Raw genomic sequence first — 14,421 nt, forward strand, 5'->3', positions numbered from 1 at the left:
TTTATCCTCAATCCCGACAAGCGTTTAATGATACTATAGACTAATTGGAAGTAAATCTTTGTAAGAGCACCTTATTATGACTTATTGGCTTTTTAAAACCGAACCCGATGCATTTTCAATTGATGATCTAAAAAACGCACCTGAGCAAACCTCTATGTGGGATGGCGTGCGTAATTATCAAGCCCGCAACTTTCTGCGCGATGGTATCAAGCAAGGTGACTTGGTAATGATTTATCATTCAAGTTGTAAACAGGTGGGTGTTGCAGGTATCGCTACGGTGACTCGCGAAGCCTATGCCGACCCAACACAGTTTGATTTAAATAGCGATTACTACGATGCCAAAGCAACTGCTGATAACCCGCGCTGGTTTGTGGTCGATGTGCAATATCAATCACACCTTAAAAAGCTAGTTAGCCTGCAGGCGATTAAAGCCAATGAGTCAATTACCGAAATCGCCCTTAAAAAAGGTGGTCGATTGTCAGTAATGCCTGTCACCGAACATGACTGGCAACAGATCATCGCAATGAGCGAGGGCTAAGCATATAAACTAGCGGCCATTTTTAATGAGCTGCTATTTTTGCTATAATTTTGCCCCTTTATTTTAGAGGTAACGTGGGGGATGTATGAAATTATTGTATTGGTTAGAGGAATGGACCAATCTCCCACGCGATGAGCAACAAAGCCTTGTTCCTATGACTGGTGGTGATTTGCTCGGTGATGTTTATGTGAAATACCATATCATTGATGCCAATAAGCCCCTGCTAATTACCTTCTCTCCTGCTGGAACAAATTATCAAGAACATGATATCAATGATGATTTTTCGCCTTGGGCTTATAAGCTCGCGAAAAAGCAGGATGTGAATATCATCGCCTTTCAACATTTAGGCATTAGCAACTGGTTTAGGCACCGTAATCTGTTGTTTTTTATTGAACAGCTAGCACCACTGATTAGTGGATTTAAAGAGCGATTAGGTTATGGTTTGAGTCGAGGAGGCTTTGCCGTTGGCGCCTTTGCCAATCTATTAAAGCTAGACAAGGTTTTACTCTTTCACCCAGTTAGCACAAAAAACAAAGAAAAAGCGCCATGGGATGATCGTTCAAGTACCGACATCGCGCAAAAATTTGATTGGAACGGTGACTACCACGATTTAGATTTAGGCCATGCAAAGGGTTATATTATTTACGACCCAACGAATCGCATCGACCGAGCTCATGCTAAACGTTACCCACAACTAACCCACTTACGCGTGTTTGGTATGGGCCATAGTGTTCATGCAACATATTTAAATAAGTTTGGTTTTTATAAAGATGTTGCTTTTGATTTTATTAGCCACCAGCAAGTTGATATAGCCCAATTCCGCCAGCAAACCAAAACGCTGCGCTTTAAAGAAGATTATTATCGTCGTCTAAATAAGGCAAACAAGAGTTCGCCACATCGTTTAGCCTTACTGAGCACCGCGCATACAATTTTAGCTGAAGAAAAAGCCGAGCACATGCAAGAGCAAAAAGATGCGATTGATGTGCAACCGCTGATTGATGTTGCAATCAAACACCAAGATGAGCACCCAAACGATGCAATAAAGGTCTTAGAAGTAGCGCAGCAACTCTCACCCGATGATCCTGTGATAGACCATAAACTAAAACAGTTGAAATGATACAGCTGCTGTCAGCTTGAGGTAAGTTAACCCTTAGGTTTTACTTTACGGTGTTTTTTGACCCGCCCGTGTTTAGGGATGATTGTTAAATACATTACTAAAGCTAACCACGAAAAGAAGATGATACCGATTAACCAAGCATTCTTTTCGTGGCCTTGAGTGCGTTTACTATTGAGCACAATGACCACAGGTAAAATGTAGGCACTGAGTACAATAATTAAAAACACAACTTCGTTCATAAATACCAATTCGCTTAATTAAAAGTATTATTGCGGATTGGTACTATACCAACGCAGACCAATCAACTTCGTCACTCAAAACACGCTCCGCAGCAATATAATGCAAAATATCTCCCTCACTTACTACATAATCAAGTGGCGGGTTTAAGTCCATATTTTTTGCACTCAAATTATGTGCTACACCCAGCAGTATAGCATCGTGACTATATTTAAAGTGATGAAACAGCTTGCCAAACTCCATTGCTTGCACGCCTTTTGGAATTGGTAAACTAAATTGAGTATCCCCATGTAGTGTCGATAACAGCTCTTCTTGCACACGGCTTGAACCTGGGTCTTGCATTGAGCGCACTAATATCTCGGCTGACTTAGCACTGCTACATTCTACATTGTGGCAATGCTCATGTAGCATTTCGATTTTAGTTTCATCAGTAAAGTGCGCGCTAATGTGGCACTGTTCATTGACCAACTTGCTAATGCGCAGGGCTGTTGTAAACGTTTGGTCATCGTCTTGGCCATCAATAATAATTTTGTCGGCGCGATCAATGGCAATTCTTTTCAACTCATCTAGGTCAGTAAAGCTACTTAGACGAGCAAAATCAACCATAGGATTTGCTAAAAACGGATGTTCCATTTGCTCAGTAACCGCCAATAAAATACGACGATCTAAGCGTTTATGATCGGCCAAGATATAGTCAACCATCTTTTTAGTACGTGTATCATGCCAACCAAAAATAATAATGTGATTGTTTATATGTGCGAAGCTTTTATCACCCGTCATAGCGCGCCTAATTAAATAAGTTACTGTTTGCCCTGTTTTTCCTAACAGAACGCCAAATAATGCTAAACCAAAAGGTATTTGCAGTAATGCGACAATCCAACGGCCAAGCTCAGTGCTCGCGCTAAAATCGCCATAGCCAACTGTAGATGTAGTTACTACATAATAATAAAAATAAGTACTAAGTGGTGTGAGCGCTTGCTCTCCTGCAAGCATAAGCAGCCACCAAATAAGTAGCATATGCAAAAGCGTAGTAAATACCACAGCCTGCCAACTTACTTGATCAATGTGACTGCGAATAAGTACCACTAAACGATTAAATATATGATGCATAATCCTTGCGATTTATAGTGGAAGAAATTATCGATACGGTACTGTAATGCTTGCTCTTTGGCAACTGATGGAAAATTACTAATGCATGTCGATGAAAAATGATAGTAGACTATACTATCTCTGTATTAGGTGTTTAGGGTGAAATATGTCAGGTGTTCTTGCTTCCGTCGATAAGCGTACGCAACTGGTCGGTGAAAACCGCTTAGAGCTTTTACTATTTTACCTACACAGTCGCCACTTATTCGCTCTCAATGTGTTTAAAGTTAAAGAAGTGGTGAAGTTACCGCAAATTAGCAAAATTCCCCACGCCCACCCTAAAGTTTCTGGGGTTGTAAATATTCGTGGCGAATCAATTCCGGTGATTGATTTGCGCAAAGCGATAAACATGCCTGAAGCTAAACACATCGAAGATACAAACCTCGTTATCACCGAGTACAATCGTACCGTGCAAGGCTTTTTAATTGGTAAAGTTGATCAAATCATCAATATGACATGGTCAGATATTATGCCGCCGCCAACGGCAATTGGTAAAAATCATTACCTAACAGCCTTAACTAAAGTAAAACGCGATGGCCAAGAGCAGCTTGTTGAAATTATAGATGTAGAAAAAGTGCTCGCCGAAATCGTTGAGTACGAAGTTCAAATATCTGAAGACATTCTAGACAAAAGCATCGTGAACGAGTTTGCAGGCCGCAAAATCCTTCACGCCGATGATTCGCCAACTGCTCGTAAGCAAGTAAGCGATACCTTGTCGCAACTTGGCATCGAAATCATACCTGCTCGTAACGGACTTGAAGCACTCGAAATGCTAAAAGGCTGGGCTGATCAAGGCAAAGATGTTGAGAAAGAGCTACTCATGGTGATCACCGATGCTGAAATGCCAGCAATGGATGGCTACCGTTTAACACACGAAATTCGTAACGACAGCCGAATGAAGAACCTACATATTGTGCTTAATACATCTTTGAGTGGTAGCTTTAACCAAGCTTTAGTTGAGAAGGTTGGCTGTAATGCCTTCTTATCAAAGTTCCAGCCAATACTATTAGTAGAAGAAGTTCAAGCCCGCTTAAAAGCCGTGCTAGAGCAAGATTCACAGTAAGCGCATTTAGCATCAGTTTTTAAAGGCATAAGCTAAAGCAACGACGTCGCAATTTGCCAATCATCGTTAATCATGATTTATTGGCATTATCGATTCGACGACAACAATAAAAACTATGCTAAATCGCGTTGCTAAACCATTCACTAAACTAGTAGAGCGTTATCTACCCGACCCGTTTGTATTTGTTATATTACTCACCTTGCTGAGCTTTATCGTTGCGAGCCTCTTTACGCCGTCAACGCCCACGCAAGTGCTCGCGGCTTGGGGTGGTGGATTTTGGAACCTATTACAATTTGCCATGCAAATGCTGCTAGTACTGCTAACGGGCTACATGCTAGCGAGTACCCCGGTGATGCGCAGTATACTCAACAAATTGGCAACTCTCGCCAACAGCCCTGCTAAAGCGATCATACTCGTTACACTCGTGTCTTTATTGGCTAGCTGGCTAAATTGGGGCTTTGGTTTAGTGATTGGCGCTTTGTTCGCCAAAGCAATTGCGAAACATACCCGCGTTGATTACCGTTTGTTAGTGGCCAGTGCCTATTCAGGTTTTATTGTTTGGCATGGCGGCTTAGCCGGTTCAGTGCCGCTGACAATCGCAACCGATGGCCATTTTGCAGAGCAAAGCATTGGGGTAATAGGTACCGAAAACACAATTTTTTCTGCATTTAATATCGCTATTGTTGTGGGCTTGTTTATTATCATGCCGCTGGTAAATCGCTATATGTTGCCGAGCGAAAAAGACAGCGTTTATGTTGACTCCGCAAAGCTTGAAGATGAATCAAAGCAAGCAGATACACCTACCCGCCCTGCCGAAGTAATTGAACATAGTCGTTTGCTTGGTATGGGGATAGGTGCCTTTGGTCTTGCCTATTTATTTTATTACTTTGTGCTAAACGGAGGCGGCTTAAACTTAAATAGCGTGATCGCTATTTTCTTATTTAGCGCAATTTTACTGCATCAAACACCGCATAATTTACTTAGCAGCTTACAGCAAGCAATCCCTAGTGGCGCTGGTATTGTGATTCAATTTCCCTTTTATGCGGGGATCATGGCCATTATGGTAAAAACGGGACTTGCTCAACAAATATCGGAAGGATTTATTGCCATTGCAACAGCCGAAACGCTGCCATTTTGGAGCTTTTTAAGCGCAGGATTTGTGAATATATTTGTGCCGTCAGGCGGCGGCCAATGGGCAGTGCAAGCGCCGATTGTCATTCCTGCAGCACAAACACTTGGCGCGGATATGCCACGGGTGGCTATGGCTGTCGCATGGGGCGATGCTTGGACTAACCTTATTCAGCCGTTCTGGGCACTCCCCGTACTTGCTATTGCCGGCTTAAAAGCAAAAGACATCATGGGCTTTTGCCTTGTGCAGCTGATCATCACCGGCGTGTTTATATCGTTAATGCTAAGCTTTTATCCTTAAAAGCTTTATAAACATCACCTATTAGAGAGGGGCAAAAGCTCATAGCGAGAGTCCCTCTTCAAAACGGTTTGTTTACCAAAGGTAACCAAAACTCAAATTCGGTCTGCAATCACCGCCGAATCAGTGCTTCATTCTACCAAAACAACAGTCTATCACTTAAAGTTAGAATCTCTGCTCTCGCTTCTTTTATCTCTTTTTAAAACAAAACAAACGATCTTATAAACAACGAAGTACACTAAAATGAACGCAGATATATCGATAAAATAATCTACCAAGCTACTACTTTTTGAAATAGAAAAATCAAAAGTAAAAAAAGCAACTCTGGTTATGATGTAAGTGATAAAGAAAATTAATAAAAATTGTTTCATAAACAGAACTTTCAATAGCTAATAGTAGAGCAAACTTATCTAGTCATTTCAGCATAAAAATAAGCGCGTAATAAAAGCTACTCACTTAAGCATGTAATAGTTACTAACCAGGTTACTATTCTTTAAATGATATTTAGATAAGGAGAACATTACTCCTTATCTAAAAAATAACTCAATCATCAGTTTCTGTTGGTACAGGCAAGTGTGGCATGCCAAACCCAGGCCTATCTTTCCTTTCAAAGTCTCCTTCATTAACTGTTGTATTCGATAGCACTCCACCAATAACCAGTTCAATTTCAATTGTGGTTAATTCACGCATAATATACTCTCCATGTATTCGCATTTTTTTGCCGGATTGTTAATAGGTTAGGCCGTTTTCCGACAAAATTTAACGTGCCTAGCCTTTGCTTTAGTAGCTTGTAAAATACAAGCTACTAAAATCACATTCGATTACGCAGTTTCATTTTGAGCTACTGTACTTGTTAAAGCTCCACCTTGTAACTCAAACACTTTATCAGCCATATTGATAGTCTCTTGCCTGTGAGCAATCATTATTCGCGTCATCTCTAGGTGCTTAATTTGCTCACTGATTTTTGCTTCGTTCTCTTGATCTAAATGACTCGTTGCTTCATCCAAAAATAGGACGCAGGGAGATTGGTACAGCGCTCTGGCAAGTAATAACCGTTGAAGTTGTCCGCCGGATAAATTAGAACCCATATCGCCCACTAATGAATTATAACCCATAGTCATTTTAGTAATATCACTATGAATTGCTGCATGGCGAGCGCACTGTTCTATTTTTAAGTAATTAGGTTGTGGATCAAAGAAACTAATATTATCGGCGATTGAGCCAGCTAATAGCGTGTCATCTTGCATTACTGCGGCTATTTGTTTGCGGTAATTTTTAAGGCCAAGTTGGGTAATATCCACGCCATCAAGTAACACTTTGCCTGATGTGGGTTGTAATAAACCCAACATAATTTTCATTAACGTCGTTTTACCCGCGCCAGATGGGCCAGTAATAGCAATAGACTCGCCTGAATTTAGCGTTAAATTTATATCTTTTAAAATAGGTGCTTGGTCATCTCTATAACTAAAACTGATATTTTTAAGGCTAAGCTGACCTTTCACTTTATTGTCGTTACTCCCTCTGTAGGCCAAGTCGCCATCGCGATTCGCTTCTTGCTTAGTAAGCGCAATATCAGCGATACGGTCAAGGTGTAAGCTCATCATTTTAAATTGAATAATTTGCTCGATGAAATTTGCAAAGCGACTTGTTAGCTGATTTTTATAGGCTATAAATGCCAACACCATACCGACAGATAAGCTATTACTCATAACCAAAAGTGCAGCAAGGTAAATAACCACTACATTCTCAAGACCAAACAGTAGTTTATTAAAAGACTCAAAACTAATATTTAATCGCCCTAAACGTATTTCACTATTTATTACTTCAGCATAACGGTTTTGCCAAATACCTTGGCGCTGCGCTTCATTACCAAACAATTTAATTGTTTGCATACCACGAATGTTTTCTAAAAAGTTTGATTGCTCTTTAGCGGAGTTTTGAATCATTTCTTCTGTGGCTTGATGCAGTGGTCGATACAACACTAAGCGTACAAGCGTATAAAGGGTAATTGCGCCTACAACAACAGCTGTCAACTTAAGTGAATAAATCAACATCATAATCAATACGGTGATAGCCATAACGCCATCAACAAATGTTTCTACAAACCCTGTGGTTATACGCTCACGTATTTGTGCTAGTGAGCCAAAACGGGAAACAATATCGCCAATGTGGCGGGATTCAAAGTAGTTCATTGGAAGACGCAGTAAATGACGTAATAGATTAACCCCCATTTGCATGTTTAGCAGACTCGAAAGCCTTAAAATCAACCAACTCCGCACTGCATTAGTAATAACTGAAATGATCGCAATGAATGCAAAGCCTAGCGCAAGCACTGTGAGCAAAGACTCATCAAAGCTCACCAGCACTTCATCCACGACCCACTGCATATAATAGGGTGTCATCAGTGCAAATAGCTGTAAAACTAACGACAGCGCAACTAATTTAATTAAGCCAGTTTTTAGACCAGTAACAGCACTCCAAAGCTGACTAAACCTCATTCGTGCCTGTTCTTGTTTAGCTTCAAACTTACTGGTTGGCGTGAGCTCCAAACAAATACCGGTAAAGTGCTTACTAAACTCATCACTATTTAAATTGCGTTTACCTACAGCAGGGTCGTTTATGGCAAGCTTAGCCTTTGCACCTTTACCTGAAACTTTGGTCAATACCACAAAGTGATTCATATCCCAATGTAAAATACACGGCGTTTGTAATTTATGCGCCTCTTCAAGCGGGCACTGTAACGCACGACTCGCTAATCCTAAGCTATCCCCCAGCTCAATTAGCTGCTGTAAATTCATCCCCTTTAGGTTAGCCGAAAAGCGCTTTCGCATTGCAGGCATATCAAGCTTGTGACCGTGAGAGCATGCCACCATGGCCATAGAGGCGAGACCACATTCAGCTATTTCGGATTGGATAATTACAGGTACTCTTTTTGAGAGAGAAAATGTTATAAATCCATTTACAGAGTTCATAGTAACCTCAGTCAAAATACTGTTTATTAATCAAGCTCATTTTTTGAGAAGATAACCTCTGAGTCTAACCCCTGCACAACTCGCATTACTATCCCAGACACACCTAAAGTACAAATAACAATCCAAAAATCAATTAATTCCAAACTTCCATTAAGATTTATTCTTAACATAATAAAATTCCCTCCCATGAAAAAAACTAATGAGATAAAAACATATAATGCCCATTTTTTATTTTTGTATATCCCCGTTAGAATAGCTAAAGAAAAACCGAGAACTACAGTAAAGAAAGCTAATTCACCGTAAGAAATTACAGCATCACGAAGCAATAAATTAACGTCTCTTATAATTACATATGTAGACCCCAAAACTATTAGAAAACACATTGCAAATATTGATACTATTGCAGACAATTTCATTTTCAAAAAAAGAAGGGAATTACTTCCCTTCTATCCCTTTCGTTTTATTTCTCAGAAGCATTATGGTAAATGGCTGCTATACCGCCCACTATTGCACCAAAGCCAGCCCCAATTCCAAGAGCAGTAGCTAAACCACCAGCAGTGATAGACGAGCTAGCATATAAGCCAGCAATGATCACTGGTAAGGGACCACCATTTACTTCTTGTATTTCATTATTGGTTAATTCTCTCATTTTATTTTCCTTACTTTCTAAGCGCATTATAGGTTCCTATACCACTTATAATTGCAGCAAAACACGCTACCTCCCCGTATACCGCTATAGCAACAAATAGAGGTAATGGTCCCCCACTAACTTCTTTAATTTCATTTACATTTAATTCGCGCATATCTATGCTCCAAATTTGTATAGCTGATTATTTATATCTATACTCAGCAAATGTTGATTATTTATTTTGCAATATAAAAATATAGGCAAAATAGGTTGTTAATAGGCTAGCTTTAGCTGCTCGCTAAAGTTAACTAAAGCTGGCCGCTTTTTTAGTAATTTGCATTTAGCAAACCACCAAAACTTTCAAATTTAATTGACTTAACTCACACGCCCTTTGAGGCTGTACAGTGGCTCTAGTAACCACTCAATTAATGTGCGCTGTTCTAACATTATGTCTGCCTCAAACAACATGCCGCTTTTTAACTCAAAGGCCTTTCCATACGCAGACATTTGCTGCTGATTTAAGGTAGCCCTAAGTCGATATACTGGCTCTTGCAATGTAATAGGTAACCGCACTTCGTTTGGTGTAATAAGTGCCTTATCAATGCGGCTAATTGTGCTATTGATAAAACCAAAGCGTTGATATGGAAAGGCATCAAAACGTAACCGAGTTTCGTTGCCTATTTCTATAAACCCTGCGGAGCGCGTTGGTAATAGTAATTCAGCAACTAACTCAGAACCCTCAGGTATAATATGCAGTAAAAGCTTTGCTTGGCTTAACACCTCTCCTTCGACTACTTGGATGCCTGTAACAACACCATTATTGCTAGCCGTAATTGTGTAGCTATAGTTGCTTTTTAACTGCGATAGTTGGTTTTGTGTATCTGAAATTTCTCGTTTTAAGTTACTGATGCGAAGTGCATATTGTTGTGGAACGTTAGCAAGATTAAAGCGTAATTGACTCAGTTGATTATTTTGCTGCATCAGTATTCGAGCTAAGTTTTGCTTTTCTTGCTTAACATCGAGTAAAGCTTGTTGTTGCTGCTCACGTTCTATATTCGATAAATAGCCACTCTTATTAAGCTGGTTGAAATTAGCTTGTTGACTTTGCAATAGGTCAAGCTTTTCATCTGCGAGTGTTAATTGACTTTGTAGTGCAAGCTTTTCTTCATTTAAAAGCGTTTGCTGTGCTTCAAGGTTTAGTATTTCTTGTTTTTGCAACACTTTCGTTTGCATAACCTCATGATTCAAAAGTTTAATTTGCTCTGTTAATTGTTCAACTAACTGTGAACTGAGATCTAAACCTTGACTATCATTTTGCTGAACAACAATTGAAGCAAGTGCTTGTCCTTTAATGACAGAGTCACCTTCTTTTACATGAAGTTTTTCAATTGTTCCGCCTTGATTAGCAAAACTTTGAATGACGCCTTTACTAGGCATGAGAAAACCACGTACGGTTTCTTTGCGGGAATATTCTGCTGTAAAAAGAAATACTATAACCGCAGCAGCAACTGAGCTTAGGGTTGCAACAGTTAATTTAATCGATAATGGTTGCGCTAAAGTGATTACGCCAGTTAAACGTTCACTTTGTTGTGCAATCGCTTCCTTTCTAAACAAGCTCATAACAAAATCCTTTTGCTATATCTCTTGAATTTAAAATTAGCGGGACATTCTAATTTTTGTAAATCAGAATTTTCCTAAAAATAAAACAAAGCACAAATTAAAGGTTTAATTACTAAAATAAAGTGGAAAATTAATTAAAATACATTAATTAAATTTAAGCACCAAGCTGAATATAACTTAGTGCTTAAATATTAATTAACTTGCTAAAATCTTCATTGGCAAGCTGAGGATTGGGCTTTCTGAGTCAGCAAAATGCATCATCACCGCAACGTGAGCTGCAACAACCAGTGCGTACATTACCGCTGAAAAACCTTGTCCATAAGTATCGAGAGGGATGAGGTGTGAGTAGTGACGTCCGCGCCACTCAAAGATAATCTCAAGTGCTCCTACAAATAAGAAAAACACCAGTAGCATCAAGCCGAAGGTATAGCTTAACCACAAGCCAAATAACACGCCTAATAAACACACACTAAGGCCTATCCATGAACGCATCGAAAAACTAATGCTTTTAAGTACATGGCCGCCATCTAAGGGCAGAATAGGTAACAAGTTAAATAGGTTTAACAGTGCACTAAGTACTGCCACACCGGCGAATATTTCCATTTCTGTGGCGTAGTAAAGCACCACTCCCAGCACTGAGGTAATTAAGCCAAAAGCGGGCCCCATGAGTGAGATCACCACGTCTTGCCACCGGGTGGTAATTTTATCATCAGAAACAGCCAAACCACCGACAAAGGGAATAAGGTAAATACCTTTAGTTTTAATGCCAAAATATTTCATAGCGCGCACATGACCATATTCATGCACCACCAAGCAAGCAATTAGCATCAAGGCAAATTCAATGGAAAATAACCACGCATAGCCTGCCACCGAAGCACCCGCTAAAGCCGCTTTGACGACTTTTGCACTTTTGAATAATTTAAAGCCCAGTGCCAGCAAACCAATAATGCCGCGTTTTGGTTCAGCTTCTTGTAACTCAGGTAAAGCAAGTTGGCTCACCCGCTGCTGGTTAACAAAGATTGCTAAGCTTTTTTCCTGCACTTTACTAGTATCAAGGCCAATACGCTGCCCCCGAAAATCAAACTCATAAAGATCTGACTCTGGATTATCGAAGGCAATTGCTTGTTGTTGATGAAAAAGCTGAATTAACTGTGAGCCGTTTAAATGCAAAATAAAGGTTTCGTCTGCGAGGCTCAGCTGAAGTCTGACCATAGTTCTTATAAATACGAATAAAAAGTGCGGCTATTATACTGAGGCCTTACAAAATTACGAATTTCCTTTAGGTACAAGGAGGTATACTTTTCGCACCACAAAACAAGCAAAAAACATGACGAAACATCGTTTATCTACTACTTTTAACTATAGCGTTCTTGTTCATGGAGTGAATATGGTGAAGTCAAATAGACACATTCTCGTAGTGGATGACTCAAAAGCCATCCTGATTGTTATGCATGCCATTTTGAATGAGCTTGAGGTTCCGCACATCACAACCTGCCTAAGTGCAGAAGAAGCTTTAGAAAAAATTAAAAAAGCACCTCGATTCTTTGATGCTATTTTTACCGACCTCAATATGCCAGATATGGATGGTATGGAGCTTATTCGTCACTTAGGCGCTATGAAATACCAAGGTGCAATTGCCATTATTTCTGAGATGGATCCTAAAGTTATAGACCTTGCAGCAGACCTTGCTCGTAAACATAACGCTCACTTAATTGGTAACGTCACTAAACCAGTGCAACTCAATCAAGTGTATTTACTACTGCAAAAGCTTGAGCACTTTGCTATTCATGTTGAGCGTACAAAAACCCCTATTTCTGAGTCACTGCTACTACATGCCATCAGTCATAATGAAATTATTCCGTTTTATCAACCTAAGATAAATCGCCACGATAATCGGGTTGAAAGTATTGAGGTGCTTGCCCGTATCAACACAAGCCAAGCAGATGAAATTATCTTACCGGAGCGCTTCATTTGTATCGCTGAAGACCTAGATTTAATAAACCTTATTACTTTTCAATTGTTTGAAAAAGCCACTAACGATTTTGCAGAAATCAAAGAGCAGTTTGATCCTAACTTAAAACTGGCGTTTAACTTATCTCCTTCGCAGCTCGAGGACTTAAGCTGCCCAGATAAACTGGCTTTAATACTGCACCTTAACAACCTAACACCCAGTGAAGTTATTTTAGAAATTACCGAACAGTATGCTCTACGCAGCACTGCACAACTCGAAACACTCAACCGTTTACGAATGCGCGGTTTTGGTATTTCACTTGATGATTTTGGTACAGGATTTACCAATGTTCAGCAGCTAAAAACACTACCGTTTACCGAAATTAAGATCGATCGCACCTTGATTAGCAATATTGAAACCGATCAGTTTTCCCAAGTGATTGTTAGCAGCTTGGTGAATATAGCGATACAAGAAGATCTTGCTATTGTGGCCGAAGGCATTGAACGCGTGGAAGAGCTTGAATACCTCGACCGCTACAAAGAGTTTATTTTAATGCAGGGCTTTTTGCTGTGCCGCCCGAAAGCCAAAGAAGACTTTTTAAATTGGTCACTTTCATGGCGGCAAATGGTAAAAACTGCAGCAGGACATCGCCGCTAAGGTTTACGCTTATCGTCACTAACGATGGTATTACTCGATGCTAAACGTTGTCGCCAACGCTGTTTGGCGACTTTTTGCATATTGGCTGATTGATCATGTTCATCAACAATTTCGAGCCCCATTAATGCTTCAATTAAATCTTCAAGAGTGACAATACCTTGTACATCACCATATTCATCCACGACTAAACAAATATGCGTGCGCTCAGATAGTAAGGTTTCGAGCAAGGTCGGCACATGCAAGGTTTCTGGTACGGTGTAAATAGGCTTAACAAGCTTGCTAATTTTATAGTCTTCACCCAGACGGTGATAAGCCAGCATAATGTCATTTTTATGCACAAAACCAATAATATCATCACCATTTTTGTCATAAACCAATACTCTAGAGAACGAAGAAGAACCATGCTCCGCCAAGTATTGGTTTACGGTTAAATCTTTATGTACTTTAAAAAGCACCGTACGTGGTGTCATTAAGGTATCGAGTTTGGCATGACGAAAATGCAGCAAGCTGCGTATGATTTCAGATTCATCTTGCCCAAGCGCTCCAGACTCAGTACCAATATCAGCCATGGCTTCAATTTCTTGGCGAATATAGTAGGCTTCATCATAATTACGCCCTAAAAAGCGCGTTAGAATATCAGCAAACCATACGAAAGGTTTTAGAATAAACACCAACCAAATTAGGCTCACACTAACAATGGGTGTTAATCCTCGCCAATAATTAGCCCCTAATGTTTTAGGGATAATTTCAGAGAGCACTAGTACCAATAGCGTCATAATTGCAGAAGCAACACCAACCGCAGCATCAGAGAACACCACTGCAGCTTGTGCGCCAACGCCAGCGGCACCTGCTGTGTGCGCTATGGTATTTAACGTGAGTATTGCAGCTAAAGGTTGGTCTATATTGTCTTTAAGCTTACCAACACGTTTTGCTAACTGCGGTTGCTGCTTTCTGAGCATGGCAACATAACTGGGCGTAATACTTAACAGTACCGCCTCCATCACTGAGCACAAAAACGAAACCGCAATGGCAACAAACATATAAACAAGTAACAATGTCACTGTAA

15 protein-coding genes are annotated in these 14,421 nt (G+C 40.0%); 5 read left to right on the plus strand and 10 right to left on the minus strand.

Annotated elements, in window-relative coordinates; all coding sequences use genetic code 11:
• Positions 1-76 precede the first annotated feature (76 nt).
• Together AADY36_RS15865 and AADY36_RS15870 are read left to right on the plus strand one after the other, a co-directional pair.
• Positions 77-538: an EVE domain-containing protein gene (locus AADY36_RS15865; protein WP_342409210.1), complete on the plus strand. Its 462-nt coding sequence runs from the start codon at positions 77-79 to the stop codon at positions 536-538.
• 85 nt (positions 539-623) lie between these two features.
• Positions 624-1,655: a cytosolic protein gene (locus AADY36_RS15870; protein ID WP_342409211.1), complete on the plus strand. Its 1,032-nt coding sequence runs from the start codon at positions 624-626 to the stop codon at positions 1,653-1,655.
• Between the two features lie 26 nt (positions 1,656-1,681).
• On the opposite strand, the gene AADY36_RS15875 is transcribed toward AADY36_RS15870, so the two are convergent.
• Positions 1,682-1,894, minus strand: coding sequence for a hypothetical protein (locus tag AADY36_RS15875; protein ID WP_054563926.1), 213 nt, complete (start codon positions 1,892-1,894; stop codon positions 1,682-1,684).
• A 43-nt stretch (positions 1,895-1,937) separates the two neighbouring features.
• Positions 1,938-3,002, minus strand: coding sequence for a potassium channel family protein (locus AADY36_RS15880; protein ID WP_054563927.1), 1,065 nt, complete (start codon positions 3,000-3,002; stop codon positions 1,938-1,940).
• Positions 3,003-3,147: 145 nt separating this feature from the next.
• Between AADY36_RS15880 and AADY36_RS15885 the strand changes: the two genes are divergently transcribed.
• Positions 3,148-4,101 (plus strand): chemotaxis protein CheV, encoded by a 954-nt coding sequence (locus AADY36_RS15885; protein WP_054563928.1) that lies wholly within the window; start codon positions 3,148-3,150, stop codon positions 4,099-4,101.
• A 115-nt stretch (positions 4,102-4,216) separates the two neighbouring features.
• Positions 4,217-5,530 carry a short-chain fatty acid transporter gene (locus AADY36_RS15890; RefSeq protein ID WP_342409212.1) on the plus strand — a complete coding sequence of 438 codons (1,314 nt, stop codon included), beginning with the start codon at positions 4,217-4,219 and terminating at the stop codon, positions 5,528-5,530.
• Positions 5,531-6,070: 540 nt separating this feature from the next.
• Here AADY36_RS15890 and AADY36_RS15895 read toward each other — a convergent pair.
• The 7 genes from AADY36_RS15895 to AADY36_RS15925 all read right to left on the minus strand — a co-directional run bounded on the left by AADY36_RS15895 (position 6,071) and on the right by AADY36_RS15925 (position 11,959).
• A complete protein-coding gene (locus AADY36_RS15895) occupies positions 6,071-6,241 on the minus strand; it encodes a hypothetical protein (RefSeq protein ID WP_161936918.1) in 171 nt (56 codons plus the stop codon).
• Between the two features lie 107 nt (positions 6,242-6,348).
• Positions 6,349-8,499, minus strand: coding sequence for a peptidase domain-containing ABC transporter (locus AADY36_RS15900; RefSeq protein WP_342409213.1), 2,151 nt, complete (start codon positions 8,497-8,499; stop codon positions 6,349-6,351).
• Positions 8,500-8,525: 26 nt separating this feature from the next.
• Positions 8,526-8,909: a hypothetical protein gene (locus tag AADY36_RS15905; protein ID WP_152968931.1), complete on the minus strand. Its 384-nt coding sequence runs from the start codon at positions 8,907-8,909 to the stop codon at positions 8,526-8,528.
• A 50-nt stretch (positions 8,910-8,959) separates the two neighbouring features.
• Complete coding sequence (locus tag AADY36_RS15910; RefSeq protein ID WP_152968932.1) at positions 8,960-9,148, minus strand: hypothetical protein; 189 nt, start codon at positions 9,146-9,148, stop codon at positions 8,960-8,962.
• 10 nt (positions 9,149-9,158) lie between these two features.
• The gene (locus AADY36_RS15915) at positions 9,159-9,302 is read right to left on the minus strand and encodes a class IIb bacteriocin, lactobin A/cerein 7B family (RefSeq protein ID WP_082422993.1); all 144 of its coding nucleotides are present in this window, start codon (positions 9,300-9,302) and stop codon (positions 9,159-9,161) included.
• Positions 9,303-9,502: 200 nt separating this feature from the next.
• Positions 9,503-10,747, minus strand: coding sequence for an HlyD family efflux transporter periplasmic adaptor subunit (locus tag AADY36_RS15920; RefSeq protein WP_342409214.1), 1,245 nt, complete (start codon positions 10,745-10,747; stop codon positions 9,503-9,505).
• A gap of 195 nt (positions 10,748-10,942) precedes the next feature.
• A complete protein-coding gene (locus tag AADY36_RS15925) occupies positions 10,943-11,959 on the minus strand; it encodes a metalloprotease (protein WP_342409215.1) in 1,017 nt (338 codons plus the stop codon).
• A gap of 175 nt (positions 11,960-12,134) precedes the next feature.
• Between AADY36_RS15925 and AADY36_RS15930 the strand changes: the two genes are divergently transcribed.
• Complete coding sequence (locus AADY36_RS15930; RefSeq protein ID WP_054563931.1) at positions 12,135-13,355, plus strand: EAL domain-containing response regulator; 1,221 nt, start codon at positions 12,135-12,137, stop codon at positions 13,353-13,355.
• Here AADY36_RS15930 and AADY36_RS15935 read toward each other — a convergent pair.
• Positions 13,352-14,416: a hemolysin family protein gene (locus AADY36_RS15935; protein ID WP_054563948.1), complete on the minus strand. Its 1,065-nt coding sequence runs from the start codon at positions 14,414-14,416 to the stop codon at positions 13,352-13,354. The two genes, AADY36_RS15930 and AADY36_RS15935, sit on opposite strands and share 4 nt — an antisense overlap.
• Positions 14,417-14,421 lie beyond the last annotated feature (5 nt).

The sequence above is a fragment of the Pseudoalteromonas sp. D15MCD-2 genome (assembly GCF_038562745.1).
Classification (GTDB): domain Bacteria; phylum Pseudomonadota; class Gammaproteobacteria; order Enterobacterales; family Alteromonadaceae; genus Pseudoalteromonas.

What these genes read in the sequence shown, in the direction of transcription:
- AADY36_RS15895 (WP_161936918.1), bottom strand. Translation starts at nt 6,241, where the DNA reads ATGCGAATACATGGAGAGTATATTATGCGTGAATTAACCACAATTGAA.
- AADY36_RS15920 (WP_342409214.1), bottom strand. Translation starts at nt 10,747, where the DNA reads ATGAGCTTGTTTAGAAAGGAAGCGATTGCACAACAAAGTGAACGTTTA.
- AADY36_RS15900 (WP_342409213.1), bottom strand. Translation starts at nt 8,499, where the DNA reads ATGAACTCTGTAAATGGATTTATAACATTTTCTCTCTCAAAAAGAGTA.
- AADY36_RS15890 (WP_342409212.1), top strand. Translation starts at nt 4,217, where the DNA reads ATGCTAAATCGCGTTGCTAAACCATTCACTAAACTAGTAGAGCGTTAT.
- AADY36_RS15880 (WP_054563927.1), bottom strand. Translation starts at nt 3,002, where the DNA reads ATGCATCATATATTTAATCGTTTAGTGGTACTTATTCGCAGTCACATT.
- AADY36_RS15915 (WP_082422993.1), bottom strand. Translation starts at nt 9,302, where the DNA reads ATGCGCGAATTAAATGTAAATGAAATTAAAGAAGTTAGTGGGGGACCA.
- AADY36_RS15870 (WP_342409211.1), top strand. Translation starts at nt 624, where the DNA reads ATGAAATTATTGTATTGGTTAGAGGAATGGACCAATCTCCCACGCGAT.
- AADY36_RS15910 (WP_152968932.1), bottom strand. Translation starts at nt 9,148, where the DNA reads ATGAGAGAATTAACCAATAATGAAATACAAGAAGTAAATGGTGGTCCC.
- AADY36_RS15865 (WP_342409210.1), top strand. Translation starts at nt 77, where the DNA reads ATGACTTATTGGCTTTTTAAAACCGAACCCGATGCATTTTCAATTGAT.
- AADY36_RS15875 (WP_054563926.1), bottom strand. Translation starts at nt 1,894, where the DNA reads ATGAACGAAGTTGTGTTTTTAATTATTGTACTCAGTGCCTACATTTTA.
- AADY36_RS15930 (WP_054563931.1), top strand. Translation starts at nt 12,135, where the DNA reads ATGGTGAAGTCAAATAGACACATTCTCGTAGTGGATGACTCAAAAGCC.
- AADY36_RS15925 (WP_342409215.1), bottom strand. Translation starts at nt 11,959, where the DNA reads ATGGTCAGACTTCAGCTGAGCCTCGCAGACGAAACCTTTATTTTGCAT.
- AADY36_RS15885 (WP_054563928.1), top strand. Translation starts at nt 3,148, where the DNA reads ATGTCAGGTGTTCTTGCTTCCGTCGATAAGCGTACGCAACTGGTCGGT.